Source organism: Pseudomonas sp. 2822-15 (assembly GCF_002742515.1).
Lineage (GTDB): Bacteria > Pseudomonadota > Gammaproteobacteria > Pseudomonadales > Pseudomonadaceae > Aquipseudomonas > Aquipseudomonas salomonii.
In genome coordinates this window covers 793,813-818,877 of the sequence record NZ_LJRY01000156.1, presented here as the reverse complement: position 1 = coordinate 818,877, position 25,065 = coordinate 793,813, and the positions used below count along the sequence as shown (strand labels likewise).

The window sequence follows — 25,065 nt, the reverse complement described above, 5'->3', positions numbered from 1 at the left end:
CAAGGACGGCTATATTTCACTCAAAGTGTTACCTATGTGAATGCACTTTTGTGTAACCCATGTGGTTGTCCCGTACACGCCCCAACACTCGGTGCCTCGCTATGGCTCGGCATGCCCGCAATCCGCCAGTGATTTGGGGGGCCGCCGCGATGGGCCATCCTTGGCCCAGCGCGGCTAAACCGGCATCCCTGCCGGTTTACCCCCCAAATCACTGTCAGATTCCGGCCATCGTGTTTGACGGGGCGATTTCAGATCAAGATCAAGATCAAAAGCGTAGATCAAAAGACCGCTGACTTCGTCATCGAAAAGGATGTAAGGGCCAGAGCAACAGCAACAGCAGAGTCATACTCGGTCAACTGTGGGAGCTGGCTTGCCTGCGATGGCATCAACTCGGTATGCCTGATACACCAAGGTGCCTGCATCCCCACATTGGGTCTGTGGTGAATTTCCAAGCCGTTAACCTTACGTTACAAAACTCCCTTTCAAATTGAGCTATACAGTCAGAGCGCCAAATAGTGGCTATCTGCCGCCGCCCTGCGCCTCAATAAAAATAAGAAAGGGAGCTCAACCGTGAAGCGCTTGCTCTATCCCGCTGTCGCCCTGATGAACCGCCTGAGCTTCGGCATGAAGTTCAGCCTGATCAGCGTGCTGTTCCTGCTGCCGATGCTGGCGACCAACTATTTTCTGGTGCGTGACTCCTGGTCGCAATTCCAGGGCACCCGTATCGAACTGCAAAGCCTCGATTTGCTCGGCAGCAGCCTGGCGTTGCGGCGTGACCTGGAAACTCTGAACAATCAGGTGCAGATCAACGCGGTGCTGGGGCAATCAGGCAAGGCCGGCGATCTTGAAGGCAAGATCAGTGCCCTGGAGCAGGGCGTGCTGAGCCGCCTGCAAAGCCTCAACGCCATGACCGCCGACCCCGAGCAAGCCAGCGCCTTCGAGGGCAAGCGCGACGAGTTGATCGCCGCCTTCAAGGCCCAGCAACAGGAAACCTCGCTGCTGAGCAAAAGCGCGCTGATCGGCAAATTACTCAACAAGGCGCAGATGCTCAGCCAGATTATTGCCAGCCAGTCCGGCTTGAGCCGTGACCCTCAGACTGATTTGCGCCAGCTCAGTGAGCTGCTCACCAGCGTCACCGCGCAAGTCACCCAAACCCTCGGCGAGGGGCGGGCCATGGGCGCGTACTCCCTGGGCCAGGGCTTTCTCAATTCATCCTCCAGCACGCACTTTGACGAACTGTTGCAACAGTTGGAAAAACTCCAGGCTGAATACGCCTTGAAGCTGCAGGATGCCTTGGGCGCCAGTACCGCCGCGCACACGGCGCTCGACAGCCAGGCCCAGGCCAGCAGTGCCAGCCTCAAGCAAGGCAGCGAGTTGTTTGAAGAGCAGGTTGTCATGGCGCAAACCCTCGACGCGCCATGGCAAGGTTTCTACGACGATGTCAGCCGACTGATGGCCCAGACCTACCAGCTCAATGACGCCACCCTGACGTTCCTTGAGCAGCAACTGCAGCAGTGCCTGGCGCAAAACCGCCTGCACATGGTGGTGCTGGTGTGCGCCCTGGTGGCGGTGTTCCTGCTGATCTTCTATTTGTATGCAGGCTTCTATGCCTCCACGCGCACCACCTTGCGCCGCCTGGGCGCGATGATGGACAAAGTGGCGGCCGGCGACATGACCGTCACGTTTGAGGCCCGCAGTCGCGATGAACTGGGCGACCTGGGCCAAGTGTTTAACGGCACTGTGGCCAAGATCCACGACTTGATCGAACGCGTGGGGCACACCGTCAGCCAGGTCGAACTGCAAGCCGGCCAGGTGCAGGCCGTGTCTTCGCAAAGCAATCAGGCGGTGTCCGGCCAGCGCAGCCAGATTGAACAGGTGGCGACGGCGATGAACCAGATGTCTTCCACCGCCCAGGAAGTGGCACGCAGCGCGGCGACGGCGGTCAACAGCGCCCAAAGCGTCAACGACGAAACCGTCACCGGCCGTGGCCTGGTGCAATCCCAGCAAGGCAGCATTGCACGCCTGGCCTCGGAGATTGATGAATCGGTGCGGGTGATCAACCAGTTGGCCACCGACAGCCAGTCCATCAGCAGCGTATTGGAGGTGATCAAAAGCATCGCCGAACAAACCAACCTGCTGGCGCTCAATGCGGCGATCGAGGCGGCGCGTGCCGGTGAGCAGGGGCGTGGTTTTGCGGTGGTGGCCGATGAAGTGCGCACCCTGGCAAGACGTACCCAGCATTCCACTGAAGAAATCGAACAGATGATCAGCCGTTTGCACAGCGGTGTCGGCGCGGCGGTGAAGGCCATGGGCACCAGCCATACCATGGCGAACGGCACCGTGGCTCAGTCGGAAAAGGTCCAGCAGGCCCTGGAAAATATCCTTGGCGCCGTGGGCATGATCGTCGACCAGAACCAGCAGATCGCCGCTGCCGTCGAGCAGCAAACCGCCGTCGCGCACGATATCGATCAGAACATCGTCGAAATCAATCGAGCCGGCGAACATGCGGCCCAGGGCGCGCAGCAGACCGAGGCCGCCAGCCGGCAGCTGTCATTGCAGGTCATTGAGCTGAAGCACTTGATCGGGGCATTTCGCGTGTAAGACCTGTACGTAGGAATAGACTCGATCGTTTGTGGTGCCTGTCCCGATTTTTCGCTGTGTCTGTTTTGAGACTGTGATTGGGTGAGAATTTGTTTTACCCACTCAGGGGTCTCGGGAGGCAACGCGATGACGGCGGTTATCGGCATCAAAGGGCACTGCGCCCATTGCGACATCACCTTCGAGCTCAAGCCCTGGCAATTGAACGCCATTGCCATCCGTGAGCCGTTTGATTGCCCGTATTGTCAGTGGGTTCTGGAAGTGAACTGCCCCAGGCAACTGCGCCAGTTCAAATCCCTGGATCACTGGGCCATGGTGCACCCAAGCTTGATGGTATTGACCAGCGTGGTGCTGATCGTGGCGATGGTGGCCGAGTGGCTGGGCCTGATCAGCATGGTCGGGCAGCTCAACGTTTCATTGCTGGTGGTGCTGATCCACTTTCTGATGTTGCGCTATGTGCGCCACCGGCAGCGGCTCACCCTGGAACTGCAGGCGGTCAATGGGCTACCAGTTGAAGAGCTCGTACGCGTTGCGTGTGCTCGTTTCGGCCAGCACTGAAGGGCTGATGCCCATGCGTTCGGCCAAAGCCTTGCAGATGTCCGGCAAGTGTTGCGGGCTGTTGCGCTGGCCGGGGTACATGGCGGGTGCCATGTCCGGCGAATCGGTTTCCAGCACCAGCGCCTCAAGCGGCAGCTGGGTCAGTACCTTGTGCATGCGCAGCGCCTGGGGCCAGGTGGCCGCGCCGCCCAGGCCCAGTTTGAAACCGAGTTTGATGTACTCGCGGGCCTCTTCAACGCTGCCGGCAAACGCATGAATGATGCCGCCCCGTGGCGGGCGGGTGCGTTTGAGGGGGGCAATCACCGCCGCGTGGCTGCGGCGCACGTGCAGCAGGGCCGGGAGCTGGAAGTCCACGGCCAGTTTCAGCTGCGCTTCAAACAGGCTTTGCTGGCGTTCGCGGTCCAGCTGTTGGAGGAAGTAATCCAGGCCGATCTCACCGACGGCGCACAGTTGCCGATGGCCGTGCAGGCGGGTCAGCCAATCACCCAACTCGATCAGGTCGGTGGGGCGATGCTCATCCAGATACACCGGGTGCAGGCCGAAGGCGGCGAATAAACCTTCATCGTCCTGGACCAGGTCCCACAGCCGTTGCCAGTTCTGCTGATACACACCCAGCACCACCATGCGTTGCACGCCGAGTTGGCGGCTGTGAGCGAGGACTTCCCGGCGATCGGTGTCGAAATCCGGGAAGTCCAGGTGCGTGTGGGTGTCGATCAGCTCCACGCTCAAGCCTCGTGTATGCGCTGCTTGAAGGTCCGGCCGATGGCATGCACGCCGGGCTCGTACTGTTCTTCTTCGATGGCCGCCAGGGCCAGGCGCAGGGCGGTGTCGGCGATCAGTTGATGTTGCTGGGCCATGGCGTTGACCGGCAAGGGCAGGAAGTCGAGCAGTTGGGTGTCGCCGAACGTGCCCAGGCGCAACGGCCGGGATTTGAGCGGGAAGTCATGCAGCGCATCGAACACACCTTGCAGCAGCACGTAGGACGTAGTCACCAGCGCGTCAGGCAAATGCCCCAGGCGTTGCAGGAGTTCTTCCATCAACTGGCGGCCACAGTCACGGCTGAAAGCCTCACCTTGTTCGATCAGCACCTCGCCCTTGAAGTCGCGCAAGGCTTCACGGAAACCTGCGGCGCGTTCCTGGCTGATGCTCAGTTCCGGGTGCGCACCGATCAGCGCGATCTGCTTGGGCAACGGCTGCAACAGGCTGCTGGTGAGTTGCTGGCAGGCCTGGCGGTCGTCGCTGACCACTGAGCAGAAGTGCCCGGGTTCCATCACCCGGTCGATGGCGATAATCGGCAGGCCCTTGGCTTGCAGCTCGCGGTAGCTGTCATCGCTGGCCGGCAAGCAACTGGCGACGAACAGCGCATCGCAGCGCCGCGCGCGGAACAGTTGCAGCAGCTGGCGTTCGCTGTCGGCTTCATCATCGGAGCTGGCGATCAGCAGTTGGTAGCCGCGCGCCCGCGCGCCTTGTTCCAGCAGTTTGGCAATGCGCGCGTAGCTGGGGTTTTCCAGGTCGGGCAAGATAAAACCCAAGGTGCGCGTGTGCCGACTGCGCAGCCCGGCGGCCTGAGGGTTGGGCGTAAAGCCATGGGCTTGGACCACGGCACGCACCCGCTCGACGGTGGCGTTGCTGATGCGTTGCTGCTCGGCTTTGCCGTTGATGACATAGCTGGCGGTGGTAACGGACACACCGGCCAGACGTGCAATATCACTGAGTTTCAAACCGGGATTTCCTTGTTTTTTAGAGCTTGCCCCGACATTTTGTCCAATCGTAACCGATTCCTGCACACGACTATTGTCTGAGCTCAAGTGCCGAGTGGTCCTTCAAGCTTGCATAATTAGCGCATAATCTGCCATAAATTCTAGATTAAACGTTTCAGCAAGCGTATTTTTACGATGTTCGCCGCTGAGTGGCTACTGCCAATTGACCACTCAGTCAGCTATTTTTGAACGCGCCTGCGCTGATTTATTCAAAACAATACCTAGTGCCCACATTGCACTAACTAGGAGAACGGCATGCTTGAGCTCACTGTAGAGCAGATTTCCATGGGCCAGGTGGCTGTGGATAAATCTGCTGCCTTGCACCTGCTCGCGGACAAACTGGTGGCCGACGGCCTGGTCGCCGAGGGTTATCTGAGCGGCTTGCAAGCCCGTGAAGCCCAAGGCTCGACCTTTCTCGGCCAGGGTATCGCCATCCCCCACGGTACGCCGGAAACCCGCGACCAAGTGTTTTCCACGGGCGTGCGCCTGCTGCAATTCCCCGAAGGGGTGGATTGGGGCGACGGGCAGATCGTCTATCTGGCGATTGGCATCGCGGCCAAATCCGATGAACACCTGCGCCTGCTGCAACTGCTCACCCGCGCCCTCGGTGAAACCGACCTGGGCCAGGCGCTGCGGCGTGCCGGCTCGGCCGAAGCCTTGCTGAAACTGCTGCAAGGCGCACCGCAGGAACTGGCGCTGGACGCGCAGATGATCAGCCTGGGCGTGTCGGCCGACGATTTTGAAGAGCTGGTCTGGCGCGGCGCACGCCTGTTGCGTCAGGCCGATTGTGTCAGTAATGGTTTCGCCGCCGTGTTGCAGCAAGTCGACGCGCTGCCGTTGGGCGATGGCCTGTGGTGGCTGCACAGCGAGCAGACGGTGAAGCGCCCAGGCCTTGCGTTTGTGACGCCGGACAAACCGATGCGTTACCTCGGCCAGCCCCTGAACGGCCTGTTCTGCCTGGCCAGCCTGGGTGAGGCGCATCAAACCTTGCTCGAACGCCTGTGCGCCTTGTTGATTGAAGGGCGCGGCCAGGAGTTGGGCCGTGCTACCAGCAGCCGTGCAGTGCTTGAAGTATTGGGCGGTGAACTGCCGCCGGATTGGCCGAGTGCGCGCATTACCCTGGCCAATGCCCATGGTTTGCATGCACGGCCGGCGAAGATCCTCGCGCAGTTGGCGAAAAGTTTTGACGGCGATATCCGCGTGCGCATCGTTGATGGCCCGGTGGGTGCCGTCTCGGTGAAAAGCCTGAGTAAGTTGCTGAGCCTCGGCGCCCGTCGCGGCCAGGTGCTGGAGTTTGTCGCCGAACCTGCGATTGCCGGTGATGCATTGCCCGCGCTGTTGGCAGCGGTGGAGCAAGGGCTTGGCGAAGAAGTCGAGCCGCTGCCGACCGTCAGTGCCCAGCCAGCGCCTCTTGATAGTGAACCCGCGATCAGCGCGCCCGTGTCCGGCAGCCAGGTCCAGGCTATCGCCGCCGCGCCTGGCATTGCCATTGGCCCGGCGCATATCCAGACCCAACAGGTTTTCGATTACCCGCTGCGTGGCGAGTCTGCGGCCATTGAGCGCCAGCGCCTGCATGCCGCGCTCACCGACGTGCGCGCTGATATCCAGGGCTTGATCGAGCGCAGCCAATCCAAGGCGATCCGCGAGATTTTCATCACCCACCAGGAAATGCTCGACGACCCGGAGCTGACCGACGAAGTCGACACGCGCCTCAAGCAAGGCGAGAGCGCGCAAGCGGCGTGGATGAGCGTGATCGAAGCTGCGGCCAAACAGCAAGAGTCGTTGCAGGATGCCTTGCTCGCCGAGCGCGCCGCCGACCTGCGCGACATTGGTCGCCGGGTCCTGGCGCAATTGTGCGGCCTTGAGACCGCCCAGGAGCCGAGCGAACCTTACATCCTGGTGATGGATGAAGTCGGCCCCTCTGACGTTGCGCGCCTGGACCCCACCCGCGTCGCCGGCATCCTCACTGCCCGTGGCGGCGCCACGGCCCACAGTGCGATTGTTGCGCGTGCCTTGGGCATCCCCGCGTTGGTAGGCGCCGGCGCGGCGGTGTTGCTGCTGGCCGCTGGCACACAGCTATTGCTCGACGGCCAGCGCGGCCGCCTGCATGTCGACCCCGACGCGGCCACGCTGCAACGCGCCACGGTCGAGCGCGACACCCGCGAGCAGCGCCTGCAAGCGGCCTCGGCGCAGCGCCATGAACCGGCCCTGACCCGCGACGGCCATGCCGTGGAAGTGTTCGCCAATATCGGTGAAAGCGCCGGCGTTGCGGCGGCGGTGGAGCAGGGCGCCGAAGGTATCGGGCTGTTGCGCACCGAACTGATTTTTATGGCCCACCCGCAGGCACCGGATGAGGCCACCCAGGAAGCCGAGTACCGCCGTGTGCTCGACGGCCTGGGCGGTCGCCCGCTGGTGGTGCGCACCCTGGATGTGGGCGGCGACAAACCGCTGCCGTATTGGCCGATTGCCGAGGAAGAAAACCCCTTCCTCGGTGTGCGCGGCATTCGCCTGACCTTGCAGCGCCCGCAGATTATGGAGACGCAATTGCGTGCGCTGTTGCGCTCGGCCGACAACCGCCCGCTGCGCATCATGTTTCCCATGGTCGGCAGCGTCGATGAATGGCGTGCCGCCCGCGATATGACCGAGCGCCTGCGCCTGGAAATCCCGGTAGCCGACCTGCAACTGGGCATCATGATCGAAGTGCCGTCCGCCGCCTTGCTGGCGCCGGTACTCGCCAAGGAAGTCGACTTTTTCAGCGTCGGCACCAACGACCTCACCCAGTACACCCTGGCCATCGACCGTGGCCACCCAACCTTGTCGGCCCAGGCCGATGGCCTGCACCCGGCCGTGTTGCAACTGATCGACATCACCGTGCGCGCCGCCCATGCCCATGGCAAATGGGTCGGCGTGTGCGGCGAACTGGCGGCGGACCCGCTGGCGGTGCCGGTGCTGGTCGGCCTGGGTGTGGATGAGTTGAGTGTGTCGGCCCGCAGCATTCCCGAAGTGAAAGCGCGGGTGCGTGAATTCAGTCTGAGCGAGGCCCAGGGCCTGGCGCAAAAAGCGCTCGTGGTGGGCTCGCCCGCCGAAGTACGAGCCCTAGTGGAGGCCGTGTAAATGGCGAAGATTCTGACCCTGACGCTGAACCCGGCGTTGGACCTTACGGTACGTCTGGCACACCTGGAACCGGGTGCCGTCAACCGCAGCGAAACCCTGCTGACCCATGCTGCCGGCAAGGGCGTGAATGTCGCCCAGGTGCTGGCGGACCTCGGGCATGACGTGAGCGTGGGCGGTTTTCTCGGCGCTTCAAACCCTGAGGCTTTCGAGGCACTGATCGCCAGCCGCGGGTTTGGTGACGTGTTCATCCGCGTACCGGGCGAAACCCGTAGCAACATCAAGATTGCCGAGCAGGATGGTCGGGTCACCGACATCAATGCGCCGGGGCCGTTGGTGAGTGAGCAGGCGCAAAAAAAACTGCTCAAAATGGTCGCGATTATCGGCCCTGAATTCGATGCGGTGGTGGTCGCCGGCAGTTTGCCGCGTGGCGTCAGTGCACAGTGGTTTCAGGAACTGATACACGCGTTGAAAGACCTCGGCCTGAAAGTCGCCCTCGACACCAGCGGCGAAGCCTTGCGCGCCGGCATCAAGGCCGGCCCGTGGTTGATCAAACCCAACACCGAAGAACTCGCCGAAGCTCTCGATTGCGCCACCGACACCATCGCACAACAGGCCCGGGCCGCCGAACGTTTGCATGCTCAAGGTGTGGAGCATGTGGTGGTCTCCCACGGCGCCGACGGTGTCAACTGGTTCAGCCCGGGCACCGCGCTGCAGGCCACGCCGCCCAAGGTCAGCGTCGCCAGCACCGTGGGTGCAGGCGATTCCTTGCTGGCCGGGATGCTGCACGGTTTGCTTGGGTGTGATCTGCCGGAAGTCACCTTGCGTCGGGCCACGGCGATTGCCGCCATGGCGGTCACGCAGATCGGTTTTGGCATCAGCGATGACGCGCAGTTGGCGCGCCTCGAAAGCGGCGTCCGTGTGCGCACGCTGACAGAACAATAAGAGGGTTTGTGATGAAGTTAGCCATTGTTACTGCCTGCCCGAACGGCATGGTCACCAGTGTGCTGTGCGCCCGCTTGTTGGACGCCGCCGCGCAGCGCCAAGGCTGGAGCACCAGCACCGAAGTCGTGGATGTGCAGCGCCCGGAGCGGGCGTTGTCCCAAGCGACTATCGATGCGGCCGAGTGGGTGCTGCTGGTCAGCAGCACACCGGTGGATATGCAGCGGTTTGTCGGCAAGCGTGTATTCCAGAGCACGCCGGCCCAGGCGCTGGCGGATGTCGACGCGGTGCTGCGCCGTGGCGCCGAAGAGGCCCAGGAGTACGTCGCCAGCCAAGCCCCGGTGGCGGCGAAGAATGCCCCGCGCATCGTCGCGATCACCGCCTGCCCGACCGGCGTGGCCCACACCTTCATGGCCGCCGAAGCCTTGCAGCAAACGGCCAAGCGGTTGGGTTATGACTTGCAGGTCGAGACCCAGGGTTCGGTGGGCGCACGCACGCCGTTGAGCGCGCAGGCCATCGCCGATGCCGATGTAGTGTTGCTGGCGGCGGATATCGAAGTCGCCACCGAGCGTTTCGCCGGCAAGAAGATTTACCGCTGCGGCACCGGCATCGCCCTCAAGCAGTCCGAGGCCACGCTCAACAAGGCGCTGGCCGAAGGCGCGGTAGAAAACGCCGGCAGCGGTGCGGTCGCCAAAAAAGAAAAAACCGGCGTGTACAAACACCTGCTCACCGGCGTGTCGTTCATGTTGCCGATGGTGGTGGCGGGCGGGCTGTTGATCGCTTTGTCGTTTGTGTTCGGCATCCATGCTTTTGAAGAAAAGGGCACCTTGGCCGCCGCCCTCAAAACCGTCGGCGACCAGGCCTTTATGCTGATGGTGCCGTTGCTGGCGGGCTACATCGCTTATTCGATTGCCGACCGTCCGGGCCTCGCGCCGGGCATGATCGGCGGCTTGCTGGCGGGCACCTTGGGCGCCGGATTTATCGGCGGCATCCTTGCCGGTTTTCTTGCTGGTTACTGCGTCAAACTGATCACCCGCGCGGTGCAGTTGCCGCAAAGCCTGGAGGCGCTCAAGCCGATCCTGATCATTCCGCTGCTGGCGAGCCTGTTCACGGGCCTGGCGATGATTTACCTGGTCGGCCCGCCGGTGGCGCGGTTGCTCACGGGGCTGACGGATTTTCTCAGCACCATGGGCACCACCAATGCGGTGCTGCTGGGCATTTTGTTGGGCGGCATGATGTGCGTGGATTTGGGCGGGCCGATCAACAAGGCAGCGTATGCGTTTTCGGTCGGCCTGCTGGCCGCGTCCAGCGGTGCACCGATGGCGGCGACCATGGCCGCTGGCATGGTGCCGCCGATTGGCATGGGCATCGCCACCTTCCTGGCGCGGCGCAAATTCGCCCAGACCGAACGCGAGGCGGGCAAGGCGGCAATGATCCTGGGCCTGTGCTTTATCTCTGAAGGCGCGATCCCGTTTGCGGCCAAAGACCCGCTGCGGGTGATTCCGGCCAGCATCGCCGGTGGTGCCTTGACCGGCGCGCTGTCGATGTATTTCGGCTGCAAACTCGCCGCGCCCCATGGCGGTTTGTTTGTGTTGGTGATTCCGAATGCGATGAACCATGCGCTCCTGTATTTGCTGGCGATTGTGGCGGGCAGCCTGGTGACCGGGTTGGTGTATGCGCTGATCAAACGCCCGGAGGCGGCGGAGATGGCGGTCACTTCAGCCAAGGCCTGACACTGTTCAAAATGTGGGAGCTGGTGTTCTTACGGTCGGTGTCACATCCGCTTCATGCTCCCGTGTTTAAGTCTCCCTTTTGATACTCAAGAGGGCACCCGCATGAGCCACTTCGATCTCGGCCGTCGCCGTGTGATGCAAGCCGTTGGCGCCGGGCTGTTGCTGCCGGGGCTGGCGCCGGCGGTGATCGCCTCGGTCAAGGACCGCCCGCAACTCACCGACGGCGTGCAGTCCGGCGACTTGCTGGGCGACCGCGCGATGATCTGGAGCCGCAGCGACCGCCCGGCGAAGATGGTGGTGGAGTGGGACACCCGCAGCGTGTTCAGCAACCCGCGCAAATTCATTTCGCCGCTGGCCGACAGCCGCACCGACTTTACCGCTCGTGTCGAACTCACCGGGCTGCCGGTTGATCAGGCGATTTTCTACCGTGTGCACTTTGAAGACGCCCAGACCGGCGTCGCCAGCGAGCCGTGGTTCGGCCACTTGCGCAGCGTGCCGCAGCAACGTCGCGACATCCGTTTTGTGTGGAGCGGCGACACTGTGGGCCAAGGTTTTGGTATCAACCCGGACATCGGCGGCATGCGCATTTATGAAGCCATGCGCCTGCGCCTGCCGGACTTTTTTATCCACAGCGGCGACACCATCTACGCCGACGGCCCGGTGCCGGCGCAGCTGACCGTTGAAGATGGGCGCATCTGGCGCAACATCACCACAGAAGCCAAAAGCAAAGTCGCCGAAACCCTCGACGAGTATCGCGGCAATTACCGCTACAACCTGCTGGATGAAAACGTGCGCCGCTTCAATGCCGAAGTGCCGCAGATCTGGCAGTGGGACGACCACGAGGTAATCAACAACTGGTCGCCGAGCAAGGTGCTCGATGAGCGTTACCAGACCAGGGACATCAACACCTTGGTTGGCCGCGCACGCCAGGCCTGGCTGGAATATTCACCGATGCGCCGCCAGAGCGCCGATGGCGGCGGGCGCATCTATCGCAAGCTCAGCTATGGGCCGTTGCTGGATGTGTTTGTGCTGGATATGCGCAGCTATCGCGGGCCTAACGACGACAACCTGAGCGGCGAAAAACCCTTTATGGGCCGTGAGCAACTGGACTGGCTCAAGCGCGAACTCAAGGCCTCGCAAGCGCAGTGGAAAGTCGTCGCCGCCGATATGCCTATCGGCCTGGGCGTGCCCGACGGTGAAGTCAGCCCTGGCGTACCTCGTTGGGAAGCCATCGCCAATGGCGACCCAGGCCCGGCCCAGGGGCGTGAGTTGGAGATTGCCGAGCTGTTGGGTTTTTTACGCGCGCAGCAGGTGCGCAACCATGTGTGGTTGACGGCGGATGTGCATTACTGCGCGGTGCATCATTACCACCCGGACCGTGCGGCGTTCCAGGATTTCGAGCCGTTCTGGGAGTTTGTGGCGGGGCCGCTGAATGCGGGGAGCTTCGGGCCTAATCAGTTGGATAAAACCTTCGGGCCGGAGGTGGTGTTCCAGAAGGCACCGCCTGCGCAGAACACCTCGCCGTTTGCCGGGTTTCAGTTTTTTGGTGAGGTGCAGATTGATGGGCAGACGGCGGAGTTGACCGTGATCCTGCGCGACCTGGATGGGGTCTCGGTGTTCGAGCAAAAGCTGCAGCCCGTCTGACCTGCAATGCACGTAAAAGTGTGGGAGCTGGCTTGCCTGCGATGGCATCACCCTGGTGTCACTGATACACCGAGGTGCCTGCATCGCAGGCAAGCCAGCTCCCACAGTTGCTCCTCGGTGTTTATGAGGGCTTAGTACACGTCCCGACGATAGCGGCCTTGCTCAATCAAGCGTTCCACCGCTTCGCTGCCCAGCACCTCGTGCAGCACTTGATCCACACCCGTGGCCATGCCCTGCAAGCTGCCGCACACATAAATTGCGGCGCCTTCGGCCAGCCATCTACGCAATACGTCTGCCGATTCGCGCAGGCGGTCCTGTACGTAGATTTTCTCTGCCTGGTCGCGGGAAAACGCCAGGTCCAGCAGCGCCAGGTCACCGCTGGCCAGCCAGCCTTGCAGCTCGTCCTGGCACAGGTAGTCGTGGGCGATATTGCGTTCGCCGAACAACAGCCAGTTGCGCTGCTGGCCATCGGCAATACGCGCTTTAAGCAAACTGCGCAGGCCGGCCAGGCCGGTGCCGTTGCCCAGCAGGATCAGCGGCACCGGCGCTTCGGGCAAGTGGAAGCCACTGTTGCGGCGCAGGCGCAGGCTGATGCCGGAGCCGATGGCGGCGTATTCGGTCAGCCAGCCGGAGCCCAGGCCCAGGCTGCCATCGGGGTGGCGTTCTTGGCGCACGATCAGCTCCAGCACGCCGTCACTGGCGATCGAGGCGATGGAGTATTCGCGCGTGCCCAAGGGCACCAGTGCGTTGACCAGCGCCTGTGCGTGCAGGCCGACCAGGTGCGCGCGGTTGTCCGGCAGTTGGCGGGTGGCCAAAGCCTGGTTGAGGGTTTGCGCCAGGCCGTCGATCAACACACCATCGCTGCCGACCAGGCCCAGGCCGGCGAGGAAATGCTCAATGGCCCACGGGCAATTGCGCGGCAGCACTTCCACCAGGTCACCGGCCAGCCAGCTTTGCGACGCAGGCGGCGTGAGGCCCAGCAGGTAGATGTCTGAGCCAACGCTGTCGCGGTTAAGCAGGGTGCGATGGCTAAGGGGCCAGTTTTCAAACTGAGGCGCCTGCCAGGTCGCTGCCGGTGCGTGGCCGGTGAGTTGGCCCAGTTGCTGTTGCCATATCAGCAGCGCTTCGCTGTCGCCGCTGTCGACTTCCACCGGCGCGAACAACGGCGTGCCGCCCTGGTGGGTCAGCCAGAAATGCAGGCGCCGGGCAAACCCGCAGAAGTGTTCATATTGGCGATCACCCAGGGCCAGCACCGAGTAGTTCAGGCCTTTGAGCGACAAGTCCTGGCCCAGTACGCTGCGCTCAAAACCCCGCGCACTGTCAGGCGCTTCGCCATCGCCGAAGGTGCTGACCACAAACAGCGCGTGCTGCGATTGGCTCAAGTCGTCCTGACTGACGCTGCCCAGCGGCTGCACCTTCACCGGCAAACCGGCGGCCTGCAATTGCCCGGCGGTTTGCCAGGCCAACTGTTCGGCGAAACCGCTCTGGCTGGCAAAGCCGATCAGCCAGGCCGGCGCGTCGCTGTGGTTGGCGCCGAGGCCTTTGCGGGCGTCGCGCACCTGGCGTTTTTTGCGGCGACGGTCCAGGTACAGCAGCCAGCCGGTAATAAAGAACAACGGCATCATCAGCGAGCTGAAGGTGAGGATGATCCGCCCGGTCCAACCGAAATAGCTGCCGGTGTGCAGTGCATAAATGCTGGTGAGCAATTGGGACTTGAGCGTCTTGCTGGCGTACGGGTCGTGGGATTTGACCTCGCCGGTGGCAGGGTCCAGGTTGATCTGGTTCAGCGCGCGGTCGTGGGGCGATGAGTTGAGCAGGTAATACACAATGGCCGGCTGCCCGGCGACGGCCGGCATGCGAATGTTGTAGGCGATCAAACCGGGGCCGGCGTTGGCGTAGATGCTGCTCCAGATCGCGTCATAGTTGGCCACCGGGGCCGCGCCTTCGGGCGGCGGGCCCCGCTTGCGCAGGCGCTCGTTTTGCGGTGCGTCGGAGAGCAGTTTGTTCAGGCCCTGGCTGTACCAGTCGTAGGACCAATACAGGCCGGTGAGCGCCGAAAACAGGTAGAACAGCAGGCACCAGGTGCCGAATACCGAGTGCAGGTCCCAGTTGAAACTGCGGCCTTTCTTGCGCCAGTCCAGCGTCAGCCAGGCGCGCCAGCTCGCCACCTGGCGCGGCCAGCGCAGGTACAGGCCGGAGAGGCAGAAGAACACCAGGATCAGGGTGCAGGCGCCGGTGATGTTACGCCCGGTTTCGCCCATGGCGAGGAAGCGGTGCAGCTGCAAGATAAAGCCGAGCACATCCTGGCCGACGGCATCGCCCATGTAATCGCCGGTGTAGGGGTCGAAGTAGCGCATCTGGCCACGCCGTTCGCCCGGCGGGGCGGTGAAGAACACGCGCGCGGCGTTGCCGCTGTCGCTTTCCACCCACAGCATCGATACGGTCTTGCCTTCGGTGGCCTCAAGCTTGCGCACCAGTTCGGCAGGCGGCAGCACACCGGCTTCGCGTTTTTCGACCTTCAAGACTGTGGGGTTCAGCGCCCGCAGGATTTCATCCTGAAACGAGACCGCAGCCCCGGTCATCCCCATCAACGCCAGCACCAGCCCGGCAGTGATGCCGAAGAACCAGTGCAATTGGAACAGGGTTTTTTTCAACACGTCGGACCGCCTCGCTCATCTGGATGTCGTTGCCACGGCGCGCATTATGCCGTGGGCTAACGAGAAATATTCTGTTTTACACGCAAAAGCCCCACGCATCCGATGCGTGGGGCTTCTGGCTGAACGTTGACCGGGTTTAGAAGTGGAAACTGGTGGTCAACAGCGCCGTACGCCCGGCGGCCTGGTTGGCGAAGTGCGCCGCATAGGCTTTGTCGTAGTAGGTCTTGTCGGTCAGGTTTTGCACGTTCAATTGCAGGTCGACGTTCTTGGTCAGCTTGTAGCTGGCCATCGCGTCGTAGCGGGTGTAGGCCGGTACGTAGACGGTGTTGGCCGGGTCACCGTACACCTGATCGACGTAGAACGCGCCGCCGCCGATGGTCAGTTTTGGCGTGATGTCGTAAGTGGTCCACAGGCTGAAGGTGTTCTTCGGCGTGTTAGGCATTTGGTTGCCTTTGTTGGAGCCGGCAGACACCACGTTTTGACGGTTGCCGATTTTGCCTGGGTCGACCAGTTCGCTTTTCAGGTAGCTGTAGCCGGCAAACACTTGCCATTGATCGGTGAGCTTGCCGCTGGCCGACAGTTCCAGGCCATCGACGCGGGATTCGCCGCCGTTTTCGAAGGTGTTGGAGTCCACCAGGATTCGCGTGTTTTTCTTCTCGGTACGGAACACTGCTGCCGTCAACGACAGGCGGTTGTGGAACAGGTCCCACTTGGTGCCCAGCTCGTAGTTGACGGTTTCTTCGGGTTTCAGGTCGCTGGTGTTGATGCCGGTGACGAAACCATTGGTTTCTTGCCCTTCACCCACCAGGCCGCCGACCGGCTGCGCCGAGGTGGCGTAGGAGGTGTAGATGCTGCCGTTTTCCAGTGGCTTCCAGACCAGACCCGCCTGCCAGTTGAAAAATTGGCTGTCGTCCTTGAGCTTGCTGCGGCCGGCAGCGGCGTTGGTGTTGGCTTCTGTATCAAAGGTGTCGTAACGCAGGCCGACGTTCAGCAGCCATTTGGGGTCCAGCTCGATGGTGTCGAACACATAGGCGGCGCGGCTGGTGGCCTTGGTGTTGGTGCCCATGTAGTTGCGGGCTACGCTGCCGGTCCAGGCGTCATCCGGTGTCGGGTTGCTCAGCGAGGTGCACTGGCCGCCCAGGCTGCCTTTGGCCACGGTGCAGGTCGGGTTGCTGTTCGGGCTGACGGTGTAGCCGCTGACGCGGGTTTCTTCACCGGTGAATTCCAGGCCGGTGGAGTAGGTGTGCTTCATGCCCGCCAGTTGGAAGTTGCCGAACAGATCGGTCTGGTTGGTGGTGGTGTCGGTGGTCGACACGCGGGTGTTGGCGCGGCGCCACACGGTGCCGAAACGGCTGACGTTGCGCTGGCTGTCATCCGGCTGCGTGAGTACGTAATCCTGGCCGGTGCTGCCATGGCGCAGGGTGTTTTTCAGCGTCATGTTGTCGTTCAGGTCGTGCTCGATGGAGAACGTGCTGATGTCGGCGCGGGTCTTACGGAAGTCGCGGTCTTTCAAACCGTAGAAGTTGTTGCTGTCGCCGCCATCGGTGGGTTTGTCATGCCCGTGGGCAGTGGCGGTCGGCGAGCTGTAGCCATACGGAATGCCCGAATCCGGGAGGTCGTTGCTTTCCATGTGGTAGTAGCTGAAGTTGATACGGGTCGGTGTGCCCAGGCCGAAAGTCAGCGACGGTGCCACGCCCCAGCGGTCGTAGTTGATGGTGTCGCGGCCGGCCACATTCTGTTCGTGGCTCATCAGGTTCAAACGGAACGCGGCGTTGTCGAGGAACTGACGGTTCACGTCGAGTACGTAGCGGCGGGTCTGGTCGGAGCCGTAAGTGAAACCGCCGTTGGTGAAGTCACGCGCCTGTGGCGTCTTGCTCACCAGGTTGATGCTGCCGCCGGCCGAGCCACGGCCGCCGAACGAGGAATTGGGGCCTTTGCTGACTTCGATCGACTCGATGTCGAAGATCTCGCGGCTCTGGCCGCCGGTGTCGCGCACGCCATCCAGGTAGGTGTCGCCCTGGGCGTCAAAGCCACGGATGAACGGGCGATCGCCCTGGGGGTTGCCGCCTTCACCCGCGCCAAAGGTGATGCCCGGTACGGTGCGCAAGGCATCCTGCAGCGAGGCGGCGGCGGTGTCTTTGAGCACTTGCTGCGGCACCACGGTGACCGAGCGCGGGGTGTCCACCAGCGGCGCGGTGTACTTTTGCGACGAGGCTTTTTCGACCTGGTAGGAGGTGTTGTCCTGTTCCTGGCCGGTAATGCGGGTGGCGCCGAGGGAGATGCTGTTGCGCTCGCCTTTTGGTTCGGTGCTTTCGGCCGCTTGCGCCAGTTGGGCGGCAGAGCTGGCACTGAGTGCAACGCCGATGGCCGAAGCCAGCATGCGTGGTGAACTGGCAGGTGTTTTTAGCGTAGTGCGCGACATAACAAGTCCTTTCCCCAAGGAGGTGAGGCCGCGGAATATAGGGTCAACAAGACTTTCTATCAATTGCGATACATTACTATTCGCATTGAATTTACATTCTTTACACTTTTGCCTTACGGTTTTTACCCACTCATTCGTCCGCCGTGTTTTACAGGGCAGATAAGAATCAATACCATTAGCGCCTCTCTGATTTCAGGTATTGCCTCATGTTGCTGCATATTCCCGGCCTGTTCTCTCGCGAGGAGGTGCTGCGCATTCGCCAAGCCCTGGAAAACACTGAGTGGGCCGACGGTAAAATCACTGCCGGGCACCAATCCGCCAAAGCCAAGCACAACCTGCAGTTGCCCGAAGGCCACCCGCTGGCCAAGGAAATCGGTGCGGCGATGCTCGAGCGTTTGTGGAACAACCCGTTGTTTATGTCGGCGGCGTTACCGCACAAAGTCTTCCCGCCGTTGCTCAACTGCTACACGGCCGGTGGCAGTTTTGATTTCCATATCGACAACGCCGTGCGCCAGGCGCGGGGCAGTCATGAGCGGGTGCGCACGGATTTGTCGTCCACGCTGTTCTTCAGCGACCCGGAGGAATACGACGGCGGTGAGCTGGAGATTCAGGACACCTTCGGCCTGCAACGGGTAAAACTGCCGGCGGGCGATATGGTCTTGTACCCCGGTTCCAGCCTGCACAAAGTCAACGCCGTGACCCGTGGCGCGCGCTATGCCTCGTTCTTCTGGACCCAAAGCCTGGTGCGCGAAGACAGCCAGCGCACGTTGCTGTTCGAGATGGACGGCGCTATCCAGCAATTGACCCGTGACGTACCCGACCACCCGGCGCTGATCCAGCTCACCGGCACCTACCACAACCTGCTGCGCCGCTGGGTTGAGGTGTAAGCATGGGTTTTTTATTGCGCCGCGAAGAAGTGCTCAACGTCGAGCAACTGCAAAGCATGCTCGACGACTCCCCGGTGCGCGCGGCCCAGGCGATTTTGATGGCGGCCAAGGAAAGCGTGGTCGACGCTCAAGCGTTGCTCGGGCAAATCCTGCTGGAAGGGCGCGGCATTGCACGCGATGAAGCGCTGGCACTGCGCTGGTTCCAGATCGCGGCCCATGGCGGGCATTGGATGGCGCGCAATATGGCCGGGCGGTGCCTGGAGCATGGCTGGGGTTGCGCCGTCGATGAAGCAGCGGCGGCGCGCAATTATCGTCTGGCGGCAGACGCTGGGCTGGATTGGGGCCAGTACAACTACGCGAATCTGCTGGCCACCGGCCGAGGTGTTGTTGAAGACCGGCCGCAAGCGCTGGCGTTTTACCGGCTGGCGGCAGAGCAGGGCCATGCCAAGTCGATGAACCTGCTGGGGCGGTATCTGGAAGACGGGCAGTATTGCCCTCAGGATCTGGACGCGGCCGTGGCGTGGTATCGGCGCTCAGCCGAAGGCGGGGATTTTCGCGGGCAGTTCAGTTATGCGGCGGTGTTGGCAGATAGAGGCCAGATCGATGAGGCGCTGGGCTGGCTGCGCAAGGCGCTGGCTGGCGGGAATCTCAAGTTTTTGCGCACCGCGCACAAGGCGCTGTTAAAGGCAGCGCAGCCGCAAATCAGGTCTTTGGCTAAGGACTTCGAGCAGCGAGTGGCTCAATTTAACGATGGGCGGCATGGGTTAGCGGTTGCTGCACAACTCTAAATCACTATGAATGAAGCTGATTCAGATTTAATCGTATGTTTCGCAATGCTGCGAAGAGAGGATTTATGGGCGCTGACACTAAAGTACTGACCGCTCACGTCCCCACGGCCTTGGCGCAAAAAGTCGATCAGATGGCGGCACGGCTGGATCGTTCGCGTGGCTGGATCGTCAAGCAAGCGCTCGCCGATTGGGTCGATATGGAGGAAGAGCGCAGTCGGCTGACACGTGAGGCCATGGCCGATGCCGGTCGGGTGATTGATCAGCAAGCGGTTCAAGCCTGGGCGGATAGTTTAAGCACTGATACGCCGCTGCCGGTACCTCGCTGATGGCGTTGAAGTGGACCAGTAAGGCCTTACCAGATCTGGCTCGACTTTTCGACTTCCTGGCCGTTGTAAATCCCATGGCGGCGGCGCGTACGGTGCAGCCACTTTCCCAAGCACCTTTGAGCGCGTTGAGTAACCCGCGCATCGGTGAATGCGTTGAAGAAATTGAACCGCAGGGCGTAAGGCGACTGTTGGTGGGTCATTACGAAATGCGCTACGAAATTCAAGAATCAACACTCTATATTTTGCGCTTATGGCAAGTGCGCGAAGATCGTTGAAATGTAGACACCTATAAAAAAACCCATGACATGTCATGGGTTTTTTATGTACGCGGATCTTACACGTAGTATGACTTCAGCGGTGCAAAGCCGTTGAACTCAATCGCGCTGTAGCCGGTGGACTACTGCGCTGACCAGGATACCGGCGCTGGCGCAGCGAGCAAGTGCGTGCAGACTACAATTGAAGCCGAATGGTCTGATCTTGCTGCCAGATGAGTCTGGTCATTTTATGGCTTGATAAGTGACATGTTTGTGGCTCTTTTCCACAAACGGCAGAAGGGTGCCTTTAGGTAGGCACTGCTCCTGGCAAACCTCTGGAGTAAGTGTTGATGATGAACGTCAATCAGCCATCTGGCTTAACGGGATATGAGCGGATTCAGAAAGTTCTCGAACACAACCAACGAGGCGGTGACCTCAAATCTGAGGACGATGAACCTTCACTGACCAGCGCTCAAGTGGCCGCCCGACTGACCCGTTCAGGCGCAGGCTGGAGCGATCGCAATCGTAACGGCAAGACGGAACTTACTTATGAGTTCTCCACCGCTCAACCACGGCAGTCCGAAGAATATCGCGCTGACCTCAGCAAAAAGAATGTCGAGAAAATAATACCGCTTACCTTGAGGCAGAAAGAATTTTTCAGGAAAGCACAGCGGGAATATGCCGATGTTGCCAATGTAACGTTCACAGAAAAAACAGGCAGCGCTGCAGGTGAAGGGCACCTGACCTATAGAGCTTACAGCACTGGCAATAAAGCCGCCGGAGGAGGGTTTGCTTACCTGCCGCTTCCGGGCAACGCAGAGCATCAGGGCGAAGTCTGGCTGCGCCATCTGGATCGGAACAGCAAGTTCACTACGTTGGAGGGTTTTGATGAAGGTTTAGTCAGTGAGGAAAGCTGGCGCTCTAACTTGATCCACGAGATGGGGCATGGCCTTGGTCTGGACCATCCGCATCCTGAAGGAAATGAAGCGCTTGAACCCCCAGATTATTTGGAGGATTGGAAAAACTACACGGTCATGAGCTATAACACTCCGTTATTGAACGCCGCTGAAGAGAGTGTGCACCCGGTCAGCCTGATGATTGATGACATGGCGGGGATCCAATCAAAATATGGTGCCAACTATTCCACCCGTAAAGGCAATACGGTTTACGGCTTCAACTCCAATACCCATCGTGATCACTACAGCTTGAAAACTTCCCAGGATAAGCCGCTGTTCGCGGTGTGGGATGGTGGCGGTTGGGACACCCTCGATTTTTCTGAATTCACTCAAGATCAGACGATAAACCTTAATGAGGGCTCGCTTTCTTCAGTCGGCGGGTTGTTGGGTAACGTTGGCATCGCTCATGGCGTGACGATTGAGGAGGCCAGGGGTGGCAAAGGCAAGAACATATTGATCGGCAATGCCGCTTTCAATGTCCTGCGCGGCGGTGGCAATCGCGATCTCCTTTACGGCGGCAGTGGTGGCGCGCAGATGTGGGGTGGAGAGGGTGCCGATACCTTTGTCTTTGACGCCACCTCCAGCGGCAAGCCGAACCTGGTGATGGATTTTGTCAGCGGCAAGGACAAGATCGACCTTTCCGGCATGCGGCGAAAATCAGGTCCGCTGAACCTTGTGTCCAGGTTGCCCCTTGATCGTACAAAACCGCAAAACCCGAACAATCCAACGTTTATCACCCAGCCCGGTGACGTGCTTGTGAGTTACGACCGCACCGGCCAGCAGACGCTGTTGAGGATGGACACTACAGGTGATGGCAAGATGGACATGCAAGTTTATGTCCGCGGAAAAGTGGCACGTGAGGACATTGGTGTTTGAATCTATCAGGCGCGTCACGCTGTGGGCTGCGAAGATCGTTGAAACGTAGCCCCCATAAAAAAACCCATGACATGTCATGGGTTTTTTGTGTGCAACGTTCTTACACGTAGTAAGACTTCAGCGGCGGAAAGCCGTTGAACTCAACCGCGCTGTAGCTGGTGGTGTACGCACCGGTCGACAGCCAGTACAAACGATCACCAATCGCCAGGTTCAGCGGCAGGCCGTACTTGTAGTTTTCGTACATGATGTCGGCGCTGTCACAGGTTGGGCCGGCGATGACCACTTCTTCCATCTCGCCTTTCTTCTCGGTCCAGATCGGGAACTTGATGGCTTCGTCCATGGTTTCGATCAGGCCGGAGAATTTGCCCACGTCCGTATATACCCAACGCTCGACGGCGGTGCGCGATTTGCGTGCAACCAGTACCACTTCGCTGACCAGGATACCGGCGTTGGCGATCAACGAACGGCCCGGTTCCAGGATGATTTCCGGCAGGTCGTCGCCGAAATCTTCCTTGAGGAAGCGGATGATTTCTTCGGCGTAGGTTTCCAGGCTGTTGGTGCGGGTGATGTAGTTGGCCGGGAAGCCGCCGCCCATGTTGATCAGCTTGAGATGAATGCCGTCTTCTTCCTTCAGGCGCTCGAAGATCACTTTGACCTTGGCGATCGCCGCGTCCCACACGCTGATGTCGCGCTGTTGCGAGCCGACGTGGAAGGAGATGCCGTAAGGCACCAGGCCCAGGTCACGGGCGAGGATCAGCAGGTCCATGGCCATGTCGGTCTGGCAGCCGAATTTGCGCGACAACGGCCAGTCGGCCGTGGTTGAGCCTTCGGTGAGGATACGCACATACACTTTCGAACCCGGCGCGGCTTTGGCGATGTTGCGCAGATCGGCTTCGGAGTCGGTGGAGAACAGACGCACGCCCTTCTCGTAGAAGTAGCGGATGTCCTTGGATTTCTTGATGGTGTTGCCGTAGCTGATACGGTCCGGGCTGACGCCACGGTCCATCACTTTATCCAGCTCATAGATAGACGCGATGTCGAAGCTCGAACCCTTGTCTTTCAACAGGTCGATGATCTCGACGGCCGGGTTGGCCTTGACCGCGTAATAGACTTTGGCGAATTCGAAACCGGCGCGCAGGTCATCGTAGGCCTGGCTGATCATCGCGGTGTCGATCACCACGAACGGGGTTTCTTGCTTGTCGGCGAACGCCTTCATTTTGTCAAAAGTGGCGCGCGCGAAATAATCTTCGACGTTGATCGACATGCTGGGGACTCCTAAGGGCAAACTAAATTGATCAATGGGTGCAAATGAACGTCCTCCGTATCCCCACTTTGGTTCGCCTACTTCCCAAGGCATGTCGCCGAAAGCAAAAAGGCCATGGGAATAACCGCTTCCCTTGGCCTTGCTGTCTCGTCGTCAGTACTTGAGCCGGATGGATCGTTTCCAGCATGGACGTTCGGCGCGAACTTTAGGACGTGAGGGGCCATAGATCAACTAAAAATGTCGCGTTTTTGCACGCGTTCGTCGCGAGGTCGCGTGCAGCTACTTATGTAACCGACAGGTGTGACGGATTGATGTTCCCCGGATGGGGCAATTTGAGGTGTTTCAGGCACAGTGAAGATCCAATGTGGGAGCGGGCTTGCTCGCAAATGCGGTGTATCAGCCAATGCATCCTGTGACTGACACTCCGCCTTCGCGAGCAAGCCCGCTCCCACATTTTGACCGCAGCGCGTCAGGTCATGCGAGTGCAGTCTCGGCCGGCGACACGATGCTGGTCTTGCCCCCACGCGACTTACCGGAGCTCAGGTACTCGGCGATCGACTCCTGGGTCACTTCACCGAGGAACACCCGCTCAGCGTCCATCACCGGCAACCACGAACGGTTGAACTCGTACATACGCGACAACAGGATGCGCAAATGCTCGTCATACGCCGCCGTGGCGTTGAACTCGCGCAGGTATTGGCCGCACGTACCGGTCTGACGGTGCAGGTCTCGGCGTCGTACATACCCCAGTGCCTTGTTCTCGGCGCAGGTGACCACCACATAACGGCGGTCCGTCTCGTCCATCAACTCCAGCGCTTCGGCCACCGGGGTTTCCGGGCTTACCGACGGGGCGTTGTCCGCCGCGTCTTCGGCTTTCACCAGGAGCAGGCGCTTGAGGGTGCTGTCCTGGCCGACAAAGTTGCTCACGAACTCGTCAGCCGGGTGTGCCAGCAGCGTGTCCGGGTGGTCGATCTGCAGCAGCTTGCCGGCGCGGAAGATCGCAATCTTGTCGCCCAGCTTGATCGCTTCGTCGATGTCGTGGCTGACCATGATCACGGTCTTGTTCAGCGCCCGTTGCATCTCGAAAAACTCGTTCTGGATCATTTCGCGGTTGATCGGGTCGACCGCACCGAACGGCTCGTCCATCAGCAGCAACGGCGCATCCGCCGCCAGCGCGCGGATCACGCCGATGCGCTGCTGCTGGCCGCCCGACAATTCGCGTGGGTAGCGATGCAGGTACTGCTTGGGTTCGAGCTTGATCATGCTCATCAACTCGCGAGCACGGTCATGGCATTTCTGCTTGTCCCAGCCCAGCAGCTTGGGCACCACCACGATGTTTTCTTCGATGGTCATGTTCGGGAACAGGCCGATCTGCTGGATCACATAGCCGATGTTGCGGCGCAGGGTCACTTCGTCGAGGTCGGTGGTGTCTTCGCCATTGATCAAAATCTTGCCCGAAGTGGGCTTGATCAAGCGGTTGATCATTTTCAGCGTGGTGCTCTTGCCGCAGCCCGACGGGCCGAGGAATACGCAAATCTCGCCTTCGTTGACGGTCAGGCTTACGTCGTTCACGGCGGATACGGTTTTGCCGTTGCTTTGAAAAGTCTTGGTCAGGTTTTGAAGTTCGATCATTTGAGCAGTCCTTTTGGAGTCAGCGAACGTTGCAGCCATTGCAGAAGCAGGTCGGCGAAGATGGCCAGGAGACTGACCAGTACGGCGCCAACGATCAGCATCGACATGTCGCTGCGGCTGATGGAAGCCAGAATAAGTACACCCAGGCCACCGGCGCCGATGGTGGCGGCGATGGTCATCACACCAATGTTCATCACCACGGCGGTGCGTACACCGGCGAGGATCACCGGCACGGCGATCGGCAGTTCGACCATGCGCAGGCGCTGGCCGAAGGTCATGCCGATGCCTTTGGCGGCTTCGCGAATGCCCGGCTCAACGCCGGTCAGTGCCAGGTAGGTGTTACGCATGATCGGCAGCAGCGAGTAGAGGAACACGGCGGTGATCGCCGGCATCGGCCCCAGGCCCTGGCCGAACTTGGAGTAGAACGGCAGCAGCAGGCCGAACAAGGCAATCGACGGCACGGTGAGCAGCACCGTGGCGCTGGCTTGCAACGGGCCGGCAAGTGACGGGAAACGGGTCATCAGCACGCCCAGGGGCACGCCCACGACGATTGCCAGGATGACCGCAATGCCGACCAGCGTGATGTGCTGCCAGGTCAGGTGCAGGACCTGGGCCCAATCAAGATGGGAAAAGGCGTTTAAAAATTCCATGTCTTCT

At 60.8% G+C, this 25,065-nt stretch carries 18 protein-coding genes and 1 pseudogene; 12 read left to right on the top strand and 7 right to left on the bottom strand.

Annotated features, from left to right (window positions below; genetic code table 11):
- Nucleotides 1–603: 603 nt before the first annotated feature.
- The 3 genes and pseudogenes from AOA59_RS33455 to AOA59_RS05530 form a co-directional block, all read left to right on the top strand.
- Nucleotides 604–1,743: pseudogene (locus tag AOA59_RS33455) on the top strand (HAMP domain-containing protein); the annotation flags it as partial.
- 144 nt (nt 1,744–1,887) lie between these two features.
- Nucleotides 1,888–2,601 (top strand): methyl-accepting chemotaxis protein, encoded by a 714-nt coding sequence (locus tag AOA59_RS33450; RefSeq protein WP_371919057.1) that lies wholly within the window; start codon nt 1,888–1,890, stop codon nt 2,599–2,601.
- 126 nt (nt 2,602–2,727) lie between these two features.
- Nucleotides 2,728–3,156 carry a hypothetical protein gene (locus tag AOA59_RS05530; protein WP_065911636.1) on the top strand — a complete coding sequence of 143 codons (429 nt, stop codon included), beginning with the start codon at nt 2,728–2,730 and terminating at the stop codon, nt 3,154–3,156.
- On the opposite strand, the gene AOA59_RS05525 is transcribed toward AOA59_RS05530, so the two are convergent.
- Nucleotides 3,103–3,879, bottom strand: a complete 777-nt coding sequence (locus tag AOA59_RS05525; protein ID WP_099486290.1) for a TatD family hydrolase — start codon at nt 3,877–3,879, stop codon at nt 3,103–3,105. The two genes, AOA59_RS05530 and AOA59_RS05525, sit on opposite strands and share 54 nt — an antisense overlap.
- Nucleotides 3,880–3,881: 2 nt before the next feature.
- Complete coding sequence (cra, locus tag AOA59_RS05520; protein WP_099486289.1) at nt 3,882–4,877, bottom strand: catabolite repressor/activator; 996 nt, start codon at nt 4,875–4,877, stop codon at nt 3,882–3,884.
- 294 nt (nt 4,878–5,171) lie between these two features.
- Here cra and ptsP point away from each other — a divergent pair, with 294 nt between their 5' ends.
- From ptsP to AOA59_RS05500, 4 genes are all read left to right on the top strand, one after another.
- Nucleotides 5,172–8,030 carry a phosphoenolpyruvate--protein phosphotransferase gene (gene ptsP, locus AOA59_RS05515; RefSeq protein WP_099486287.1) on the top strand — a complete coding sequence of 953 codons (2,859 nt, stop codon included), beginning with the start codon at nt 5,172–5,174 and terminating at the stop codon, nt 8,028–8,030.
- Nucleotides 8,031–8,972, top strand: a complete 942-nt coding sequence (pfkB, locus tag AOA59_RS05510) for a 1-phosphofructokinase (protein WP_099486285.1) — start codon at nt 8,031–8,033, stop codon at nt 8,970–8,972.
- Nucleotides 8,973–8,983: 11 nt separating this feature from the next.
- Entirely contained in the window at nt 8,984–10,702 is a 1,719-nt protein-coding gene (locus AOA59_RS05505) for a PTS fructose-like transporter subunit IIB (protein ID WP_058419289.1), read from the top strand.
- 102 nt (nt 10,703–10,804) lie between these two features.
- On the top strand, nt 10,805–12,346 hold the full coding sequence (locus AOA59_RS05500; RefSeq protein ID WP_099486283.1) for an alkaline phosphatase: 1,542 nt from the start codon (nt 10,805–10,807) through the stop codon (nt 12,344–12,346).
- A 131-nt stretch (nt 12,347–12,477) separates the two neighbouring features.
- Here AOA59_RS05500 and AOA59_RS05495 read toward each other — a convergent pair whose 3' ends face one another.
- Nucleotides 12,478–15,003: a sulfite reductase flavoprotein subunit alpha gene (locus AOA59_RS05495; RefSeq protein WP_099486281.1), complete on the bottom strand. Its 2,526-nt coding sequence runs from the start codon at nt 15,001–15,003 to the stop codon at nt 12,478–12,480.
- 136 nt (nt 15,004–15,139) lie between these two features.
- Nucleotides 15,140–17,425 (bottom strand): TonB-dependent siderophore receptor, encoded by a 2,286-nt coding sequence (locus AOA59_RS05490; RefSeq protein ID WP_099486279.1) that lies wholly within the window; start codon nt 17,423–17,425, stop codon nt 15,140–15,142.
- 206 nt (nt 17,426–17,631) lie between these two features.
- Here AOA59_RS05490 and AOA59_RS05485 point away from each other — a divergent pair, with 206 nt between their 5' ends.
- From AOA59_RS05485 to AOA59_RS05465, 5 genes are all read left to right on the top strand, one after another.
- Nucleotides 17,632–18,312: a Fe2+-dependent dioxygenase gene (locus tag AOA59_RS05485; protein ID WP_056859067.1), complete on the top strand. Its 681-nt coding sequence runs from the start codon at nt 17,632–17,634 to the stop codon at nt 18,310–18,312.
- 2 nt (nt 18,313–18,314) lie between these two features.
- Nucleotides 18,315–19,100: a tetratricopeptide repeat protein gene (locus AOA59_RS05480; RefSeq protein WP_099486278.1), complete on the top strand. Its 786-nt coding sequence runs from the start codon at nt 18,315–18,317 to the stop codon at nt 19,098–19,100.
- 65 nt (nt 19,101–19,165) lie between these two features.
- A complete protein-coding gene (locus AOA59_RS05475; RefSeq protein ID WP_099486276.1) occupies nt 19,166–19,426 on the top strand; it encodes a CopG family ribbon-helix-helix protein in 261 nt (86 codons plus the stop codon).
- Nucleotides 19,426–19,701 carry a type II toxin-antitoxin system RelE/ParE family toxin gene (locus tag AOA59_RS05470; RefSeq protein WP_099486274.1) on the top strand — a complete coding sequence of 92 codons (276 nt, stop codon included), beginning with the start codon at nt 19,426–19,428 and terminating at the stop codon, nt 19,699–19,701. Before AOA59_RS05475 ends, AOA59_RS05470 begins: the two co-directional genes overlap by 1 nt.
- A gap of 329 nt (nt 19,702–20,030) precedes the next feature.
- On the top strand, nt 20,031–21,512 hold the full coding sequence (locus tag AOA59_RS05465) for a M10 family metallopeptidase C-terminal domain-containing protein (RefSeq protein ID WP_099486272.1): 1,482 nt from the start codon (nt 20,031–20,033) through the stop codon (nt 21,510–21,512).
- A 100-nt stretch (nt 21,513–21,612) separates the two neighbouring features.
- Here the strand turns inward: AOA59_RS05465 and AOA59_RS05460 are convergent, their stop codons facing one another.
- The 3 genes from AOA59_RS05460 to AOA59_RS05450 all read right to left on the bottom strand — a co-directional run bounded on the left by AOA59_RS05460 (nt 21,613) and on the right by AOA59_RS05450 (nt 25,058).
- Nucleotides 21,613–22,776, bottom strand: coding sequence for a type III PLP-dependent enzyme (locus tag AOA59_RS05460; RefSeq protein WP_053254366.1), 1,164 nt, complete (start codon nt 22,774–22,776; stop codon nt 21,613–21,615).
- Nucleotides 22,777–23,250: 474 nt separating this feature from the next.
- The gene (locus AOA59_RS05455) at nt 23,251–24,408 is read right to left on the bottom strand and encodes a betaine/proline/choline family ABC transporter ATP-binding protein (RefSeq protein ID WP_053131666.1); all 1,158 of its coding nucleotides are present in this window, start codon (nt 24,406–24,408) and stop codon (nt 23,251–23,253) included.
- A complete protein-coding gene (locus tag AOA59_RS05450; RefSeq protein WP_017845447.1) occupies nt 24,405–25,058 on the bottom strand; it encodes an ABC transporter permease in 654 nt (217 codons plus the stop codon). The genes AOA59_RS05455 and AOA59_RS05450 overlap by 4 nt, the downstream gene beginning before the upstream one ends.
- Between the last annotated feature and the right edge of the window lie 7 nt (nt 25,059–25,065).